This is a genomic window from Actinoplanes sp. TBRC 11911 (assembly GCF_012933445.1).
Lineage (GTDB): Bacteria > Actinomycetota > Actinomycetes > Mycobacteriales > Micromonosporaceae > Actinoplanes.
Genome location: NZ_JABBNC010000048.1, coordinates 51,824 through 68,575, shown reverse-complemented (window position 1 = coordinate 68,575; position 16,752 = coordinate 51,824). Strand labels below are relative to the sequence as shown.

15 protein-coding genes and 3 pseudogenes are annotated in these 16,752 nt (G+C 65.6%); 12 read left to right on the top strand and 6 right to left on the bottom strand.

Features of this window, described 5'->3' with window-relative positions; translation table 11 throughout:
- Window positions 1-30 precede the first annotated feature (30 nt).
- A pseudogene (locus HH310_RS39825) lies at window positions 31-1,150 on the bottom strand (IS630 family transposase).
- Between the two features lie 186 nt (window positions 1,151-1,336).
- On the opposite strand from HH310_RS39825, the gene HH310_RS39820 reads away from it, so the two are divergent.
- From HH310_RS39820 to HH310_RS39795, 7 genes are all read left to right on the top strand, one after another.
- On the top strand, window positions 1,337-3,424 hold the full coding sequence (locus HH310_RS39820) for a CHAT domain-containing protein (RefSeq protein WP_169180945.1): 2,088 nt from the start codon (window positions 1,337-1,339) through the stop codon (window positions 3,422-3,424).
- 205 nt (window positions 3,425-3,629) lie between these two features.
- Window positions 3,630-3,956 (top strand): tyrosine-type recombinase/integrase, encoded by a 327-nt coding sequence (locus HH310_RS44530; protein WP_248294875.1) that lies wholly within the window; start codon window positions 3,630-3,632, stop codon window positions 3,954-3,956.
- A gap of 125 nt (window positions 3,957-4,081) precedes the next feature.
- Window positions 4,082-4,261, top strand: a complete 180-nt coding sequence (locus HH310_RS44525; RefSeq protein WP_248294874.1) for a hypothetical protein — start codon at window positions 4,082-4,084, stop codon at window positions 4,259-4,261.
- 275 nt (window positions 4,262-4,536) lie between these two features.
- Window positions 4,537-4,965 carry a hypothetical protein gene (locus HH310_RS39810; protein WP_169180944.1) on the top strand — a complete coding sequence of 143 codons (429 nt, stop codon included), beginning with the start codon at window positions 4,537-4,539 and terminating at the stop codon, window positions 4,963-4,965.
- Between the two features lie 904 nt (window positions 4,966-5,869).
- Complete coding sequence (locus tag HH310_RS39805) at window positions 5,870-6,496, top strand: hypothetical protein (RefSeq protein ID WP_169180943.1); 627 nt, start codon at window positions 5,870-5,872, stop codon at window positions 6,494-6,496.
- Between the two features lie 814 nt (window positions 6,497-7,310).
- Entirely contained in the window at window positions 7,311-8,348 is a 1,038-nt protein-coding gene (locus tag HH310_RS39800) for a hypothetical protein (protein ID WP_169180942.1), read from the top strand.
- A 308-nt stretch (window positions 8,349-8,656) separates the two neighbouring features.
- Entirely contained in the window at window positions 8,657-9,358 is a 702-nt protein-coding gene (locus tag HH310_RS39795; RefSeq protein WP_169180941.1) for a pentapeptide repeat-containing protein, read from the top strand.
- Between the two features lie 305 nt (window positions 9,359-9,663).
- On the opposite strand, the gene HH310_RS39790 is transcribed toward HH310_RS39795, so the two are convergent.
- Window positions 9,664-9,945, bottom strand: a complete 282-nt coding sequence (locus tag HH310_RS39790; RefSeq protein WP_169180940.1) for a hypothetical protein — start codon at window positions 9,943-9,945, stop codon at window positions 9,664-9,666.
- Window positions 9,946-10,132: 187 nt separating this feature from the next.
- On the opposite strand from HH310_RS39790, the gene HH310_RS39785 reads away from it, so the two are divergent.
- Together HH310_RS39785 and HH310_RS39780 are read left to right on the top strand one after the other, a co-directional pair.
- Window positions 10,133-10,798 (top strand): polysaccharide deacetylase family protein, encoded by a 666-nt coding sequence (locus tag HH310_RS39785; protein WP_169180939.1) that lies wholly within the window; start codon window positions 10,133-10,135, stop codon window positions 10,796-10,798.
- Between the two features lie 249 nt (window positions 10,799-11,047).
- Window positions 11,048-11,563: a transposase family protein gene (locus HH310_RS39780; RefSeq protein ID WP_169180938.1), complete on the top strand. Its 516-nt coding sequence runs from the start codon at window positions 11,048-11,050 to the stop codon at window positions 11,561-11,563.
- Between the two features lie 28 nt (window positions 11,564-11,591).
- Here the strand turns inward: HH310_RS39780 and HH310_RS39775 are convergent, their stop codons facing one another.
- From HH310_RS39775 to HH310_RS39760, 4 genes and pseudogenes are all read right to left on the bottom strand, one after another.
- A complete protein-coding gene (locus HH310_RS39775; protein ID WP_169180937.1) occupies window positions 11,592-11,978 on the bottom strand; it encodes a hypothetical protein in 387 nt (128 codons plus the stop codon).
- 85 nt (window positions 11,979-12,063) lie between these two features.
- Window positions 12,064-12,534: pseudogene (locus HH310_RS39770) on the bottom strand (DsrE/DsrF/DrsH-like family protein); the annotation flags it as partial.
- Window positions 12,535-12,566: 32 nt separating this feature from the next.
- Window positions 12,567-12,881: a TusE/DsrC/DsvC family sulfur relay protein gene (locus tag HH310_RS39765; protein WP_169180936.1), complete on the bottom strand. Its 315-nt coding sequence runs from the start codon at window positions 12,879-12,881 to the stop codon at window positions 12,567-12,569.
- A 7-nt stretch (window positions 12,882-12,888) separates the two neighbouring features.
- A pseudogene (locus HH310_RS39760) lies at window positions 12,889-14,128 on the bottom strand (NAD(P)/FAD-dependent oxidoreductase).
- A gap of 246 nt (window positions 14,129-14,374) precedes the next feature.
- Here HH310_RS39760 and HH310_RS39755 point away from each other — a divergent pair.
- From HH310_RS39755 to HH310_RS39745, 3 genes are all read left to right on the top strand, one after another.
- The gene (locus HH310_RS39755; protein WP_169180935.1) at window positions 14,375-14,887 is read left to right on the top strand and encodes a pyridoxamine 5'-phosphate oxidase family protein; all 513 of its coding nucleotides are present in this window, start codon (window positions 14,375-14,377) and stop codon (window positions 14,885-14,887) included.
- A 241-nt stretch (window positions 14,888-15,128) separates the two neighbouring features.
- On the top strand, window positions 15,129-15,695 hold the full coding sequence (locus HH310_RS39750; protein WP_169180934.1) for a hypothetical protein: 567 nt from the start codon (window positions 15,129-15,131) through the stop codon (window positions 15,693-15,695).
- Between the two features lie 78 nt (window positions 15,696-15,773).
- The gene (locus HH310_RS39745) at window positions 15,774-16,673 is read left to right on the top strand and encodes a universal stress protein (RefSeq protein WP_169180933.1); all 900 of its coding nucleotides are present in this window, start codon (window positions 15,774-15,776) and stop codon (window positions 16,671-16,673) included.
- The last annotated feature ends 79 nt before the right edge of the window (window positions 16,674-16,752 follow it).

The following is a 16,752-nucleotide window of genomic DNA, read 5'->3' as shown; positions in this document are numbered from 1 at the left end:
TGCCCTGACCACAAACGTTTGCCGGGTTGGCTAGGCGGCCTTGGTTGTCGGGTGGCCCCAGCGGTGTTGTCGTTCGCTGCGGACGCGTGCGCGTTCGCGGCGTTGAGCGGCCAGGACGTCGGGGTGGCGGGCGTTGGCGTTGCGCCAGCGGAGGTATTGGTGCAGGTGGCGGCCGAGCGCGACGTGGTTTTGGTGGTCGGATCCGGCGATCACGAAGGTGCGTAACGGCCCGAAGTGGGCTTCGATCGGGTTGGCCCACGATGCGTAGGTCGGTGTGAAGCAGAGCTCGACCTTGTTCCGGGCTGCCCATTGTCGGATCGCGATGTGTTTTGTGTGCGGACAGGTTGTCCAGGATGACGTAGATCGGGGCGCCGTCCGGGCGTTTCGCGCGGATGGACTTCAGCGCGGTGAGGGTGTTCACGGCCGATTTCCGTTCGTGGATGATGCCCCACATGGTGTCGTCGCCGACCGAGTAACAGCCGTGGAACTTCCGGACGCCGTGCAGCTTGTGGTAGTTCGCCGGCAGTCGGTCCGGATGAATCTTGGGCTGCCAGCCGGACCCGGCCTGCGGGCGGATCGTCAGCGGCCCGAACTCATCAAACGCGAACACCCGCTGCGGAAAGTTGTGCGTGACGTGCTCGATCCGGGCGAGTTTCGCCTCCCGCTGCGGGTCGTTCGATTCCTTCCACGTCTTCGTGCGCTGGAAGGTGATCTCGTGTTTGCGCAGGAACTGTCGTAGTCGCTCGCGGCCCACCAGGACGGTCCGGTCGCCGTTGTCGGCCAGGTACTCGGCGAGTTTGCGGATACTCCAGCAGGTGAACGGGCGCCCGAGTTTCGTGGGGCGGGTGTTGGCCGTCGAGACGATGAACTGCTCGTCGTCAGGACTGATCTGGCGGGGACGGCCACCCGCCCACTGAGGGTCCAGGCTGGGCATCCCCATCTCGTTGAACCGGTGGATAACGCCGCGGACGGAGTCTTCATCGACCTTGACCAGGCGGGCGATCACCGGCACGCTGTTTCCGCCGGCGGAGGCGAGCACGACCATCGCCCGGCGCAACCGGACCGTCGAACCCGTCCCACGGCGCACAAGACGCTGCAGTTTCTGACCCTCTTGATCACTTAATCGGCGCACTCGAACCGGATCTGCCACCACGACAGCCTCAACCGCCGCCGGGTCTACACAGCGGACCCGGCCCGGTGTGTCACACAGCCCGGCGAACGTTTGTGGTCAGGGCACTAGCGTGTGGCGGCGCGAACGTAGCTCGCCAAAGATGCCAGAAGGGGTGACCTTGGATGCCGACGTAGATGCGGACAGCTCGACCGATAATCTTGCGGCATGCATCATGGTGCGGTGCCAAGCCTGAGCGATGCAGTTCCCAGCCTGATCCCCTACCTGCCGGCAGAGAAGCGGAACTTGTCGCTCGGTGATGATCCGGTCGTCTCCATCGTTTCGGCCTTCGAGGCTGCGGTGAGTAGCGGGCAGCCTGCGAGGGAGCATACGGATGCGATGGCACGTTGCCTGATCGAGGATGTGCGGCAGGCCGCACAAAGCGATGTGGTGTCTGGCGATGACGCTGCTGTCGCCCAGCTATGTCTGGCCGTAGGCCCGATGGCCCGTGCCCACGAGGAAGGCGATTGGGAAGCCGTGTGGTGCTGGGCTATGCGTGGACTCGGCGGTGAGCGTCAAGATGTGGCGACATTCGACACCACTGGCTACGTGAGCTTGTGGCGGCGGGCGGTTCGGCGTGATCGCCTTGCAAACGATGTCCTGGCGGCATTCGCCGCGATCGTGTTCGAGGTAGGCCGGCACGCCGGCTATCTCCGGGATCTGCTGACACACGTAGCCGACAGCCTGATAGACCTGCTTCTACTCCAGCCTGCCACCGAGACGCGCTCCGCTGATCATCCTGTTATCCAGGCCGTCCCCGCCGCCTTGGCCTGGTGTGCTGTTAACGGACGCCTGGATGAGGCAGGGAAGCTGTCGGAGTGGTGTGAGACGGCCGCTCGAGCACACAGCGATCCGACTGTCGTCGCGGACCTGCGGTTCACCGCGGCCCTGTCCGCACCGGCGCCGCAACGCGCCAGCTCTCTGACCGTGCTTCTCCATGACCTTTCGGATGAGGTAGATAGTCACTCGCGTTTGCAGATCCTGTTGGGTGCGGTTGAGCACGAAGCGGTAACTCTGGAGGTGGCGCTACCGCAGATTCTCGAGCTCATCGACCGGGTAATGTCCGACGCCGCAGTCGCGTGGCGTGAACGGGCCTTCGGCATGATCGGTGCTCTCGTACGCCGCCTGGCCAACGATGGACGGGTCCAAGCCGCCACGGCCGTGCTGCAGCACTGGCATAGCGTGCCCGAAGCCGCTTACCCGCACGTTGTACTCCTGTGTCACCGTAGCGACGGCACTCAGTACGCCTGGGATCAAGGATCCTGCCTGGTGAGCGCAGGCGTCGACACAGTCACGCTCACCTCAGTGACGAATGCTGCTCTCGGCGAAGCCCTCGCCAGCACAGACCCGTCATCCGTTTCTGTTGGTGTTCGCGCTACCGGCAAAGTCGACCGCGCGCAAGGCAAGTTGTTCGCCTCGCACGCCAACGCACTGTTGAATCCGGCCGGCTGCGCGAGCCTGCGCAACCACCTCACCGACGAAACGCTGCTTACACCGGTGCCGGGGTGGCGCCTGCCGTATCAGGCGCTGTTGCTCGATGGGTTCGGACAGGCGCCCCCGCTGTGGACGAGCCTGCAGCGGCCGGCCATAGACCCGTTCTTCGATCATGCGGTGCTCATCGAAGGTGACACCGCCATGTCCGGTGTCGAAGCCGACCTGGTGGAACATGTACTGGTCGGCGGCGGTCTAAAAGTCGAACGGCTGAGCAGTTCCAACGCGACCACTGCCGCCTTCAGGAGAGCCTACGGCGATCCCGAGGTGGACCTGTTGTGGATCTCCGGGCACGGAAGCCGAAATCCATTTCGACCTGAAACCGACGGGGTTCAGCTCAGGGCCGGCGAGTACATAACCCTCGAGGACGTCAGGTCTCAGCCTAGGGATCGAGATCAGTGCCGCCTGCTGATCCTCAGCAGCTGCGACGGCGCCGCCACCGCAACCTCGGGCGGCCTACGGCGGCGCGGACTCGCAGCCGAAGCCGCCTCATCCCACCAGGCAGTCGTCGCGCATCAATGGCCTGTTGACGAAACGTTCGCAGCCGCCTTCGCGGCACTACTTGCCTGCGGGCTCGTCGACACGCGCTCGATCAACAAGGCGTTCACCTTCGCAATGCAAGCTGTCCGGCTCCCCACCGAGTTGATGACGCGGGAACTCACTACGCGTGGATGTGACCCGGACCTGGCGATACAACTCCGCAGCCCCGTTGGCGGCTACGGTGAGAATATTCTCGACTACGGCGTACCAGCGCTGTACCGCTGAGATAGCTCACCTGCGTGGTGATACTGACCGGGTCACACACGGCCTTCTGTCTGTCGGCGATGCTCGGCCAATCACCGTGTGCTGCAGTGGGTGCGATGTGCGAGTTCCTAGGCGCTCGAACTCACGTAGCGAGAGTAAGGCTGCCAGGCAGGAGGGCGGGTGCGCCTACGGGTGGTACGAGGCTGGGGCCAGCCCGGCGCATCAGGTGGCCAAACCACGCCGGCTGCCGAGCACCCGCCGCGCGCTGACCCCCAACGAGCTAACGCAGATCAACGAGGCGGCGTGCTCCTGCGGCAACGACGTCGTCGTGGACGCGCTGCTGCCACGGCTGCATACCGAGACCGCGTGCCGGCGCGGCAGTGCCCTCGGGCTACGGCTGGCCGACCTCGATCCGGTCAACGGCCTGGTCCGCCTGCGAGAGAAGGGCGAGACGCTGCGCTGGCAGCCGATCACCCTCGACCTCGCCACCCACCTGCACGAGCACGCCCACCGCCGCAGTGTTGTCGCACCCCGCGATGCATTGCTGCGCTAACGCGACGGTCGGCCGCTGACCTCGCGGCGCTACGACCAGCTGTGGAAACGCATCGGTGACCGGCTGCCCTGGGTCGCCGCCCTAGGCATCTCCACCCACTGCTCCGCCACACCACCCTGACCTGAGTGGAACGCAACTTCGGCTACGGCATCGCCCGCGCCTACGCCGGCCACACCGACCGAACCGGACCCGCCACCACCTACATCAAAGCCGACCTACAAGCCGTCGCCACCGCCCTCGCAGCTCTGACCGGGCAGCCGCATCCACTCGCGACTTCCCTCGACGAGCTCGGCCTCCGTAGCTGACGGGCGCACGCGTGTTCAAGCCGACGCAACACCACCCTCATCGATGGGTTGGCCTGACCGTCGAAGACGGACCAGGAGGAGGAATTGGCGGATCAGGAGACCGCAATGCCAACCGGCTCACCAACCACGACTCGTCGCCCGACGATGCCATCAGCATCCGGATCTGCCGAGAACAGTGCGTTCGATCATGACGCCCAGTTCTGTCTGGTGGCTGACGACAACGCGCCCGACCAACGTCAGTTTCGTGAGGACAGCAGAAGTCATAGGATTCATCGATGACTGACGAAAGGGTCTCAATCGCCGCCGCGTTCCAGCAGTACGGGTTTTATCGTTGGAAGATCGAGAGAGATCCGGCGCGAAGATTCGAAAAATATTGGGCCAAGGTAGGCGCATGCTCACGATCAGATCGAACCAAGGTGCGCCTGACAGAAGTTTTGTGGGCCCTCGCATCATTCGAGCGTTCCCACGAGATAATGGAGAATAATGCTATTCGCGTGGAGGATGCAAGAAACGAAGGCGTGCCAGTCATGATGGCACTACTATCGGGTTCTTTCGGCGCAGATTCACTCGATTATCATCTCGCACTATCGCTTTGGATGGACCTCGCCGATGTGCTGGGGTGGTATCGAAGCATCAGAGATCGCTTGGGCCTAAAAGGATCGGCGAGGGCTAACGAGATCCCACTGTCGGTCGCCGAGATATAGAACGAGTGCAATAAATTTGATGTCCGGACGTTGGTCGAGTTTGGCAATATCAAAGTCACACGGCTCGCCAACAATATGCTACACCACTCCTGGCATCCAACTAAGGCGTTCGAGGTCTCGATTCAGTTTTATTGGAAGGGGCCCAAAGGCGAGTCAGTGGATTTCGCGGAAGCCGGCGACGTGCGCGCTTCATTGCGACAGCTCCGAGGAGATACCGCAACGCAGATCGCAAACCTGACAGATCGGATGATCGCATAACTGGCCCGAGACGTTTCCGGCCTTGATGCGCTCGCCGCGCGGACTATCGAAGCATGCCTTACTCCGAGAGGGTGCTACGTCGGCAGGTGACCCGATATGCAGAGGTGGGCGAGTTGCGGATTCGACTTATCCGATGCCCCTGTAATACCGGGAGACTTGCTGCGAGTGCTGGCGAGTGCCCGGATGTGTCGGCGGCTTACGCAGAGCCGAAACCGCCGTAATAACTCCTCGATCTCAGGAAGCCTCTACGCCATTATGCGAGAGAACTTCCAGGCATTCGCCGAGGGCGCTCGGCCGGCTCGCCAGGGTGCAGCGCATCGGTCACCCCGCCAGCGCGCGTAGCGAAAAGCGCTGGCACGAGCCGATAGCCTCGTTGGATGGCGAAGCGTGAACCCGCGCCCGACTCGATCTCCATCCGGTTGCCCGACGGCCGAAGCCTTGACGCGACAAACGAGACGCCCGGCCCGGCCGACCCCGGGGAGTTGGAGTTGGTCGAGGTGCTGCAACCGCGGCGCTTCGATGCGTGCCCGATCTGCAGTGACTCGGCAGCGACGGAAGGCGAGCACGTGCCGCCCGGCAGTATTGGGGGCAAGGTGATGACCTGGACGTGCAGCGGTGCAACAACAACTTTGGCAGCAAGGTCGAGGTGGACCTGCTCGACTGGTACGAGGGCGCGGTGACGACGTGGTTCGCGTCGGAGACCCTGCGCGGTAAGCGCAAGACCGGCCGGCTCCTGGTGCGCCGGACCGACAACGACGAGTTTGTGCTCCTGCCAGCCGGCAAGTCGGACGAGATCTACGCCGAGATCCTGGCCGCTGGCGACGTCGAAATGCAGTACGACACTCCAGACCACAAGCGGTGGTCAATCGCCCTGCTCAAGTGCGTCTACCTCGCCCTCTGCATCAAGTTCGATGTCATCCAGGGCCCGTGGGCCGACCAGGTTCGCGCCGACCTGCTGGCAGCCCGTGACGCGCCCAGCCGGGCCGACGTACCGGCGAGCGAGATCGCCCGGCGCCTCGATGTCCTGCGCGGATTCGGACCGGAGCCGATGACCTCGGCCCCGGTCGTCACCGCGGTCATGCACGGGCTGGAAGGCACGCTGGAGGGTGTGCTCCTCGCCGGCCGACTGTTTATTTCCTGGTCGCCGGTCAGCGAGGACCATGCGGCCACGCCGGGTGAGATCGGCAGTCGCGTGATGACCATGCAGGTCGGGACACCGATGTCGAGCGTCGTAACGGCCGTTACCCCGGAGCCTCGCACGCCGACAGGCTGATCTCGGCGCTCATGCGCTGGTGGCATCGGCAGGCCCAGTGGTAGCACTCGGCCTTGCGCCTCGGTGGTGTACCTCGGGGGCAGGCACGCTCCGGCGCTTATCGGCCGGGTGGCCCCTTGGGTGCCCCCGATCTGCCCGGCACGGCACGGACCCGGATCGCCCTCGTTCCGGAGGACCCCGCCCGGTTGGGACCAGTCCTGAAGACTGTCCGCCGGACATTCGGGGGTTCTGGCGGATGCGCTCACGAGTCTACGCTTGCACCGCGTAAGCGGGAGGTTACGACATGTGTGCGCGAGCACTGGCGAGCGGAGTGCGACTCCGTCGCGCCCGTCTATTGACGATGGCGCTGCTGGTGTGGCGCGCGACGGCGCTAGCGAATTACTCGCAACTGACTCCGACGGGCTTGCACGAAGGCGGCGGTCCTGTGATGTGGTGTCAGGCGCCCTCCCATCGGCGCCGTCGCCCGCACGGAGCCATGCCGCTGACCAGTCACAGCGGACAATGCGTTGATGGCACATACTTCCTATTCACGTGGTGTCCGTGGGGTGGATGGGATCACCCTCTGGCAAGCGACGACTTTCTTCATTGGAGCTGCTATCGCGGCGACACTGCGGATGGGATGCTCTGTCCGGTGTGCCTGGGTATCGGTACACCCGCAATTGACCACTGGGCGTGCCGGGCCGATGAGAGTCATGTCTACTGGGCCTACCACGAGCTCTGCGGCAACTGCCGGGTCGGGTTCTTCACCGCAGCGGCCGACAAGACGTGGCTTTGTCAAGTGTGTGATTCGCCGAGATAGGGGTGCATGGTGAGCTTGGACGTCGTCGCCGCGGCTGGGTCTGGCGCGGGTCGCGTGGGCCGATACTTCACCGTGGTTAGTGCCCTGCCCTCCAGCGTCTTCTTCCTCTACGTGTACGTCCTGGCGAAAACCGGGGCCTGGGGTGGTCAGCTCCGCTGGAAGTCGGTAGCGACCCTCGATCCCGGGCAACTGCTCCTGGTCGGCGTGGCTGCTCTTGTGCTTGCGCTGGTGTTGAATCCGGTGCAGGTCGGCTTGGTGCGGCTGTTCGAGGGCTACTGGGGTGCGACGTCACTCGGTCGGCAGCTTGCTGTGATGCGAACAATGCATCATCGCCGTCGGCGGTATTCCTATCTGGATGAGCAGCAGTCGGCGGCGAGACAGGTGGCGAATCTCGAGGCTGCCGGCCGCGTGTCTCTGCGGTCGGCTGACGCCTCGGCCGGACTGGTGGAGGCTGCTCTGCGCCGAGATAGGAGCCGGGACGTGGTAGCCGATTACCCGGAGGAATACTCCGCCATCTTGCCGACCAGGCTCGGCAACGTCCTGCGCCGCTACGAGCAATCCGCCGGGCAGCCATATGGGATCGATGCGTTGCGCTCGATTCCCCGGCTTGCCATGGTGGCCGGTGAACGCGAGTTGGAGTTCATGCGTGATCAGCGGATGCAGATGGAGCTCGCTGTCCGGACCGCGTTCCTCGCCTTGGTCGCTGTGGTCGTGACGATGGCGTTCATGTGGCGGCACGGGTTCTGGCTTCTGCTGGCGCTCCTGCCGTACGCATTCGCATTCATCGCGTACCGCGGAGCGACCGCGTTGGCCCGGGAATACGGCGTCAGCCTCGCTGTCATGGTCGACCTCAGCCGATTCCGGCTCTACGACGAGCTGCGTTTGCCGCAACTCCGCAGCTACACCGAGGAGCTCGCGCAAAATCGCCGACTCATGCGGGTCTTCGGCTCCACCCGTGTGGACCTCGGCGAGTACCGGGAATCAGCGGCTGATTCGGTGTCGCCCGAGTCTCCGGTTTCGACGCCCGACGATGAGGAATCGGTGGAAGGCTGATCGGCCAGACCTGGCCGCCTGGCAATCCTCGATGGATGCTGTCACGATGCGGTGATGCCGTGCCCAGCGAAAGGTTCTCCGGACTAATGTCGGAACAGCCCGGCGAGTCCGGTCCTCCCGTGTCTACGCCATCGGGGAGCGCAGCGGCGAAGCCGCCCCCCGGTGCTGTGGTCATGCCGCCCGGCCGGCCCACGCCGGTGCCGCCGTCGGAGCAGATAGGGCGGCCGGGTGAGGACGCCTTGGTCAGTTCCGGAAGGTCAGCTGGTTATGCCGGCCGGTCCGAACAGAGATGGTTGTGGCTGTGGCCCGTGATCGCTGTCGCCACGATGGCGACAGCTGGGGAGCTGTTCGGTCCGTTCGGAGCCTTAGCCACCGGGGTGACCACCATCGGAGCAATCGTGCTGTTGCTCGGCCGGGACTACTTCACTCCCGGTGCGCGGCTAGTCGTCTCCTTCGCCGTCGGTGTGGCCCTGTTGAGCGTTGTGGTCGTACATGTCCTCGGATGGCCCGCATTCAGTAGCCAGCCGGCCGTCGCGGAGGGCGGCGCAGCGACAAGGGCGCGGCCGGCCGAAGGAACAGACCTAGCGGGCCGACGCCTGCGCGATCGTGATATTGCTTCGCGCGATCTACGTGGCGCTCGGCTGGCCGGCGCCAATCTGGATCGCCTGTCCCTCCCCGACGCCGACCTGTCGAGTGCGGACGCCAAGGGCGCATCGCTACGCGGCGCGGTGCTGGATGGGGCCAACCTCGCGAACGTGACCCTAAGCGGCGCCGACCTGCAACTGGCCCTGCTGCGCCGTACCGATTTGCGTGGTGCCGATCTCCGTGGTGCCGACCTGCGTGGCGCCGATCTGAGCGGATCTTGTCTACAGGGCGCAGACCTGTCCGGCGCTCGGGTGGATGGTGCGGATTTCTTCGGCGCCGCGACGATGCAGGTCACCGTTGAGCCTGCGGCTATAGCGGTGGCACGTGACTGGCCCAAAAAGCCCACTGCCGCGAGCTGTCGGTGATCTTCGTCTTTGGCCAAAGGGCTTAAGAAAAACGGCACCTCTCTTTGTCAAGGCGTCGGCGACAGAGGCCGCCGTTTCTTGACGGTCCCATCAGGAGGCCGTTGGTCTCTTGGAATGGGTGGGTGTTTGGCCCCAAATCCCCTGCAGCGAGTCGCCATGATCCAGTACGCTGATCCGCCGCTGATTGTGCGTGCCGCTCAGTACGAGGGTCACTGTGCGTGCGCACCGAACGGGGTCCGGCGCCATACGGGCGGCGGATCAACGCCTTTGCCGAGTGCGTCCAGCCGCGACAAACACCTCCGGCGTCATCGCGGCCGCTGAAGGTCTAACCGGTAGACCACCAGCAACAGGGATCCGCCCTGTCCGACGGCACTCGCGATGCTTCCCTGGAACAGGTCGATGCAGTCACATCGGAGCGACCACGCTATGAGCTCCTCGGCACGCCGCGCGACGATCCGGTGCAGGAATTCGTCGGGATTGTCGGCCGCGGTCGCCGCCGCGGGCCTTCCGCACCGGCGAGGGGTTTTCAGCACGAAGTTGGCCGCGCCGAAGGCGTCCCATCCGGGCTGAGCAGAAGTGCGCCACACCCAACGTCCTGCATCTCTACGCTGGCAATCCTGACGACGACGCCGAAACCCAGATTGACATGATGTCGGTATTACCACATTCGGGAAGCGCGATTGTGCACAGCGTGGTACCGGGAGGCCACTCGGGGCCCGTCGTACCCGGCATCGAAGAAGTATCACCGGTCAACACGACGGCCTACCATGGACCATGGCACCGACCGCGCCGCGCTGGCGCGAAGCCGCCGTACGAGCCGCGTCCCGGATCATCCCGGCCGACGTTCTCTGGTACGTGGATACCGACGCGCCGGCCGTCGGGCTCACCTTCGACGACAGGCCCAGCCCGCACACCACACCGGAGCTGCTGGACGTACTCGCCCGGCACCACGCACACGCTACGTTCTTCCTGATCGGCGAGCGGGTACGGGCGTACCCGGAATTGGCCGCGGCGATCAGCGCGGAGGGCCACGAGATCGGCAACCATCTGATGCGTGACGAGCCCTCAGTGCGGCTGCCGGAGCAGCGGTTCGCCCGCGAGCTGGCGGAGGTGACCGCGCTGCTCACGGCGTACGGACCGGTGCGATGGTTCCGTCCCGGGTCGGGCTGGTTCACCCCGCGGATGCTGCGCTGCGCGGCCCGGCAGGAGCTGCGGGCGGTGCTCGGCACGTTGGCCGCGGCCAACGACGGAGGCCCGCGTGACGCGCGGATCGGGGCCAACCTGCTCGCCGGAGTCCAGCCCGGCTCGATCGTCGTCCTGCATGAGGGCACACCATGGCGGCGCGGCGTGGCGCGGACCACCGACGAGCTGCTGGCCGGGCTGGCCGGTCGCCGACTGTCCGCGGTCGCGGTCTCCGCGCTGGCGGCGCTGGGGCGGTGAGCCGTGTGGAGTGCAACATCAGCGCACGGGTGGTCACAACGGGTGATGGGGAGCTTGCAGGATCAGTTCCCGTGGTGGTATGGACCTCGGATTCCTTGATCAGGGTCGACCCGCAGGTGCCTCAGATAGGCGTGCATTCACGCCAGCAACCGGCTCGCTTCCGTCCCGTCCGGTATAGCAGTCTGTCGACGACGCCTGAAAACTGGCTCTGGCACAAGTTCCGTGATCAGCTAGGCTCGATCGGTTCAAGTGTCCTTTGTAAATCTGGCGATGTTGCTGCCGCATCTGGGATCGCTGCGGCTGCAGCGGGTTCGTCTGGTCGGGTCCGGTCTGCGGGTTGAGGCCGCGACTGTTTCCGAGCAGGCGACGTGCCCGGGCTGCGGGTTGGTGTCGGATCGGGTGCACAGCCACTACGTGCGTCATCTGGCTGATACCGGTGTCGGTGGCCGGGAAGTGCGCCTGGACCTGACCGTGCGGCGGTTCTTCTGCGCCGGGGTGCACTGTGCTCGTCGCACGTTCGCAGAACAGGTCTCGCAGCTGACGACCCGGCACGGCCGCCGGACCGTGCCGGCCGCCGACGTGGTCCAGGCGGTCGCGGTCGCGCTGGGCAGCGCCTCGGCGTCGGTGCTTGTCGTCGGCTCGTCCAGCGACTGCCCGCAGGAGTCCGTACAGCTCGGCGGCACCACCCGGGCGTTGCTGGGCCGAACCCGATACCCTGTGATGGTGGTGCCGCGCCCCGCCGCATCCCGTACACCATTCTGGTGATCGTCTGTCCAGCAGGCGACGGCTGGGGTCAGCCTGCAGAAACCTTCGTGCGGTCCCGCCTGGCGACCGCGGCGATCAGGGTCACGGTCTGGACCACGATGCCGATTCCGCTTCCGATGATGCCCAGGACCAGCAGGACGCGGGCCGCCACCGACCATCCATCCGTGAAATCGAAGGGAAAAACTTGCCATAGCCGCGCGAGGACGCCGATTCCGAGCCCGGTCGTGACGATGCCGCCGGCTGCGATCAGCCACGGCGGGTCATGAATGAGGTAGATGAAGTTGACTACCGCCCCGGCTGCCAGCGAGACGTTGAGGATCGTCAGCACATGAACCGTGTCGGTGGTGAGGAACGGCAGCGCCGACCACCCCGGACGGCCGTTGACCAAGTACAGCAGGATGACGTTGAGGAGCATCGCGATGGTGTAGCCGGTACGGTGGGTGCCGGCGGACTTGCGGCTCCTCGTTTCCGCCGATTTCACGACGACCTCCCCATCGGGATCAGATGAACAGCAGTTGGGCACCTTCGGTTTTCTCGACGAAGTCGGCGGCACTGATGATGCCCTCGACGCTGTCGTAGAGGTCGGATTCGTCGAGGTGCATCATGTCGGCCGACATGCGGCAGGCCCACAGGTGGCCGCCGGAGTCGACGATCTGCTTGAGGAATTCGGGCACCTCGGGCACGCCCACCTCGGCGATCTGCCTCTTCATCGTGTGCGTCGCCAGCGCCGTCACTCCTGGCAGCCCGCCGAGGCCCTGCGGCAGGTGGGTGGCGGTGTTGCCGAGTGGGGTGAACTTGAGCTGAGTCATGCGCGACTTCGTGATCATGTCGAAGCCCCAGAACGTAAAGAACAGGTGCGTCTCGACACCCTCGCCGAGCGCCGCGTTGGCGAGCACCAGGCCGGGGTAAGCCATGTCCAAGTTGCCTTTGGAGCAGATGATGGCAAGCTTGCGGCCGGTGGTCTCGTCGTCGAAACTTCGGGACGATCATGAGGACGTTCCTTTCAGACGCAGCCCTGAGGCTTGGGCAGGCCGGCGATGTACGCCATCTTCTTCGCGGGCTTCTTCGGAAACAGCGTGAACAGCTCCTTGGTCGGGATGCCGGCGCCGTGCGACACCCGGCGCAGTCCTGGAGTCTCCGCGCGGGCGGCGTAGTCCTCGCGGAGGAAGGTGATCGCGGTCCAGTGCCGGTCGGTCAAGTCGACGCCGATCTGTTTGGCGAGTTGCTCGGCCAGTTCCGGATCCCACTCGTCGTAGTTGGTGAGGAATCCCTCCCCGTCGACGTGGATGTCGCGGCTCGCGATGGTGGTGACGGGCATGATTGCCTCATTCCTCGGAAGTGGGTATCCGCTTGCCTGCCATGGACATGTGTGCGGGCAGCGGTATCGGACGGCCGGGCAGCAGCGCATGCCAGTACAGCTGGCGGAACGCACGCTTGCCCCAGTGGTTGACCGCGGCCTCGCTGAGCAACCGGAACGGTCCGAGTCCGGGCAGCGGATACGCCCCGGGCAGCGGCTCGGTGACGTAGTTGAAGTCGATGAGCAGGGCCTTACCGTGGCCGGACTCGACGAAGCAGTTGGCGTGCCCGTCGAATCGGGCGGTCATCGGCTGCCCGGAGGCGTACGCAAGGAAGTTGGTGGTGAAGACCTCGGCCGCGAAATGCGCGACCGAGCCTGCCTTCGACGTGGGGATGTCGTTGGCGTCGCCGATGGCGAAAACGTTGTCCCAGGCGCGCCAGCAGTGTGCCGCGATCGACCGGTACGAGGTTCAGCTCGTCACCCAGACCCGAGCGAGCAACATACTCGGCGCCCATGTTCAACGGCACGGTCACCAGCAGATCGAACGGAACACGGCGGTCGTCGTACGAGACGAGGGCCGTGTCGTCAACGCGTTCCACTAGAAAATCGGACTCCAGTGCGATGTTCCGCTCGTCGAGCATCGTTCCCAGGCGCGCTGCGGCGATCGGCTTGGTGAAGGCACCGGGCAGCGGCGTGGCGTACGTAAGCTCGATTTTGTCTCTTGTCCCGCGGCGACCGAAGAAATCCTCTGCGAGGAACGCGAACTCAAGAGGGGCGACTGGGCATTTGATCGGCATGTCGGTGATGTGCACGACCAACCGGCCGGCGTCGAAGTTGTCGAGCGCCTTCGCGAGGGCCAGGGCGCCGTCGAAGGTGTAGAAGTCGAAGATGCTACGTCGCCATTGACCGCCGTCGAGCATGCCCGGCGTCTGATCCGGACGGGGGCTCACGCCGGTCGCGATGACTAGATAGTCGTATGGAAGCGAACGGCCATCGTGCAGCAGCACCCGGTTCTCTGCCAGAATGACCCGGTCGACCCGGCCGCGGATGAGGTCCACGCCGCGGGTGATCAACTTGCGGACGGGCTTGGCGACCTGCGCCGGGGTGTAGCCGCCGAACGGCAGGAACAGATAGCCGGGCTGGTAGTAGTGCCGGTCTGTGGCCTCGACCACGGTGACCCGCCACTGCGACCGGGGTAGTCGGCGCCGCAGCTTGTTCACGACCGTCGTGCCCGCAGTACCGGCGCCCAGAACGAGGAGCCGTCGCATCACAGTCCACCTCCGAATCCGACGGTAAGGACGAGGGCGGCCACGCCGTAGGGCATTAAGTCCCGACCGCTGGATTAGGGGCTTCAGCCCGCGCGAACTCGGACCTGTGGCCCTGCCCGCCGTGAAGGTTCGCGCGGCGACATTCCCTAAAATTTTCCGATGGCGTTCGGGACGGCGACATGGGACCTCCGGCCCTGCCGCGCATCGCCGCACCCGCTGTATCCCTGGAAGAGAAGGGGTGACCTCATGCCGATCCCAACCAAGAGGCGCAGCGGACACGTCGAGCATGGCATCGCACGGCCGACCGCACCGGATGTCTGGCGGGCCCTGTCCCATCAGTCGTTCGCGGTCCTCAGCCACATCACCCCGAACGGCGCACCACGCTCCAGCGGCGTCGTCTACGGAACATCCGGCGATCGCATGTTCGTGGTCGTCGCCGCAGACAGCTGGAAGGCCCGGCACATCGCCGTCGACGGCATCGTGGCGGTGACCGTCCCGATCCGCCGCGGCGGCGTCATGTCGCTGCTGTTCCCGATCCCGCCGGCGACCGTGAGCTTCCCGGCAGTGGCGGTCGTCCACCTGCCGTCAGTGCTGGACAACCTGCCCGATCTGGTCAAGCTACTCCCGGACGAGCGCCGTAGCGGATGCGTGGTCCTCGAGATCCGTCCGACCGGACACTTCGTGACCTACGGTCTTGGCGTTCCGCTGTCCCGGATGCGCGATCCCGAGGCTTCCCGGGCCCGGATTCCGATCGGGTGACAACCGTGGACGCCGCGATCCGGACGCACTCACTGACCAAGCGGTACCACGGCCGTGCGGCGCTATATGATCTTGACCTTACCTGAGGCGGGTTTGCCATGAGCCAGGACGGTGGGAGCGCTGGGGCGCAGCGAGCGGGTTCGCCGTTGTTGCCCTGGGCATCGCGGCGTCAGCGTTCGAACGCAACCCCGCGACAGCCGCAGATTTCGCCGCCGACCGCGCGGCGCTGGTGACCCAGAGCATGCTGTTTCTGGCCGGTGCCGCGATGAGCCTGTGGTTCGCCGGTAGCCTGCGCGCCCGCCTGCTACGCGCGGAGAAGGGAACGGGCCGTCTGTCCGCGGTGGCCTTCGGTGCCGCCGTTGCCTGGGCAGCGCTCAACATGCTGGCCCAGGCATTCCAGGTGGGCGCCGCAAACGATCCGGCAGGTCAGGCACCCGCCGCTCTGCTCGAAACAATGACCGCGGTGTTCGCCGTCGCCAATCTTCCGCTGGTAGTCATGCTGGTGGCAGTCGCGGTGGTATCGCTGCGCTACCACGCCTTCCCCAAATGGGTGTCCTGGTTGGCAGCCACGGCAGCTGCGGCTCAAACACTGCTCTGGGTGTCGACGATCATTCAAAGCGGACCGCTCGCACCCGGTGGTTGGCTGAGCTTCGTGCTCTATCCCTTTTTCCTGATATGGCTCCTGCCGGCCACCGTGATCATGACGAGGTCGGCGTCACCACGGACCCCGTCGGCGCACGACCACGAGGCCAGGCAGAGCCCATCCGGCAATAACAGCTATGTGGCCCCAGGCAAACTTCCGCGGTAGGCGGGACCAACGGCCCTGGTGAGGCGGGTGCCGCCGCGACTGTTATGGAAGGAGAACAAGGGTCCGGGGAGGCCGGCCATGACTGATATCGAAAAGCTCCGGACAGAGAGCGAAGCCCGTCACACGTTTGCCGAGCGCAGGCACACCACACGCTACGGCGCGGCCGTGAACCGCTACCTCGGGGTGATCGGATACCGTTCCGACGAGCAATCCGCTCCGCCGGTACAGCCGAAGGCTGTCACCACGAAGACGGGCGTGGTGTTGGTCGGCGTGGACGACAGCCCGATCAGCTACACCGCCGTGGATCATGCCGCGATCGAGGCCGACCTGCGTGGTTGGGATCTGCGGATCCTTCACGTGCAGCGCCCGCGCGGCGACCGGGACGCGGGCGCGAGCCTTCTGCAGCGGCTGACCGACCGGGTGCACGCCTGCGCGCCGGCGGTTCCGGTGGCCGCACGCCTGATCGTGGGTTCGGCAGCGCCGCTGCTGCTGGTCGAGGGGCGCAAGGCTGATCTGGTCGTGGTCGGGCATCGTCATGGCACGGCGGGCACAGTCTTCGGCGTCAGCGTCGGCGATCGGGTGGCCGCGGACCATACCGGTGTGGTGCTGGTCGTCCGGGTTCCCGGGTGGCCGCCCGGGCCGGGATTCGGCAGCCGGCCGATCGTCGTGGGTGTCGACGGGGACGACAGCCCCGCAGTCGGCTTTGCGCACCGCGAGGCTCGGGTACGCGGCTGCGACCTGGTGCTACTGCATGCCGGGAAGGCCGCACGGTCCGGGTCGGTCGACACTGTTGGCGGAGTCCGCATGCACCGCCGGTTCGTCGCCGGCGACCCGGCCACCGCGCTGATCGAAGCCTCGGACGAGGCCGCCGCACTGGTGATCGGGCGGCACGGTCCGGCAGGTGTTCCGGCCGGGATTCTGGGATCGGTGAGCCGGTCGGTGATCAAGCACGCGTACTGCCCGGTCTTCCTGGTCTGAGTTCGGGCCTTTCGGCCCTGACCGGCCCCACTCGCCCGAGGTCCGATGGAAGGGAAAGGCAACCTCGGAAGGAGAAGAG

Bases quoted from the DNA above. Each gene is read 5' to 3' on its own strand.
- HH310_RS39820 (WP_169180945.1), top strand. From the start codon at position 1,337: ATGCATCATGGTGCGGTGCCAAGCCTGAGCGATGCAGTTCCCAGCCTG.
- HH310_RS39810 (WP_169180944.1), top strand. From the start codon at position 4,537: ATGACTGACGAAAGGGTCTCAATCGCCGCCGCGTTCCAGCAGTACGGG.
- HH310_RS39785 (WP_169180939.1), top strand. From the start codon at position 10,133: ATGGCACCGACCGCGCCGCGCTGGCGCGAAGCCGCCGTACGAGCCGCG.
- HH310_RS39775 (WP_169180937.1), bottom strand. From the start codon at position 11,978: ATGCTCCTCAACGTCATCCTGCTGTACTTGGTCAACGGCCGTCCGGGG.
- HH310_RS39765 (WP_169180936.1), bottom strand. From the start codon at position 12,881: ATGCCCGTCACCACCATCGCGAGCCGCGACATCCACGTCGACGGGGAG.
- HH310_RS39755 (WP_169180935.1), top strand. From the start codon at position 14,375: ATGCCGATCCCAACCAAGAGGCGCAGCGGACACGTCGAGCATGGCATC.
- HH310_RS39750 (WP_169180934.1), top strand. From the start codon at position 15,129: ATGCTGTTTCTGGCCGGTGCCGCGATGAGCCTGTGGTTCGCCGGTAGC.
- HH310_RS39745 (WP_169180933.1), top strand. From the start codon at position 15,774: ATGACTGATATCGAAAAGCTCCGGACAGAGAGCGAAGCCCGTCACACG.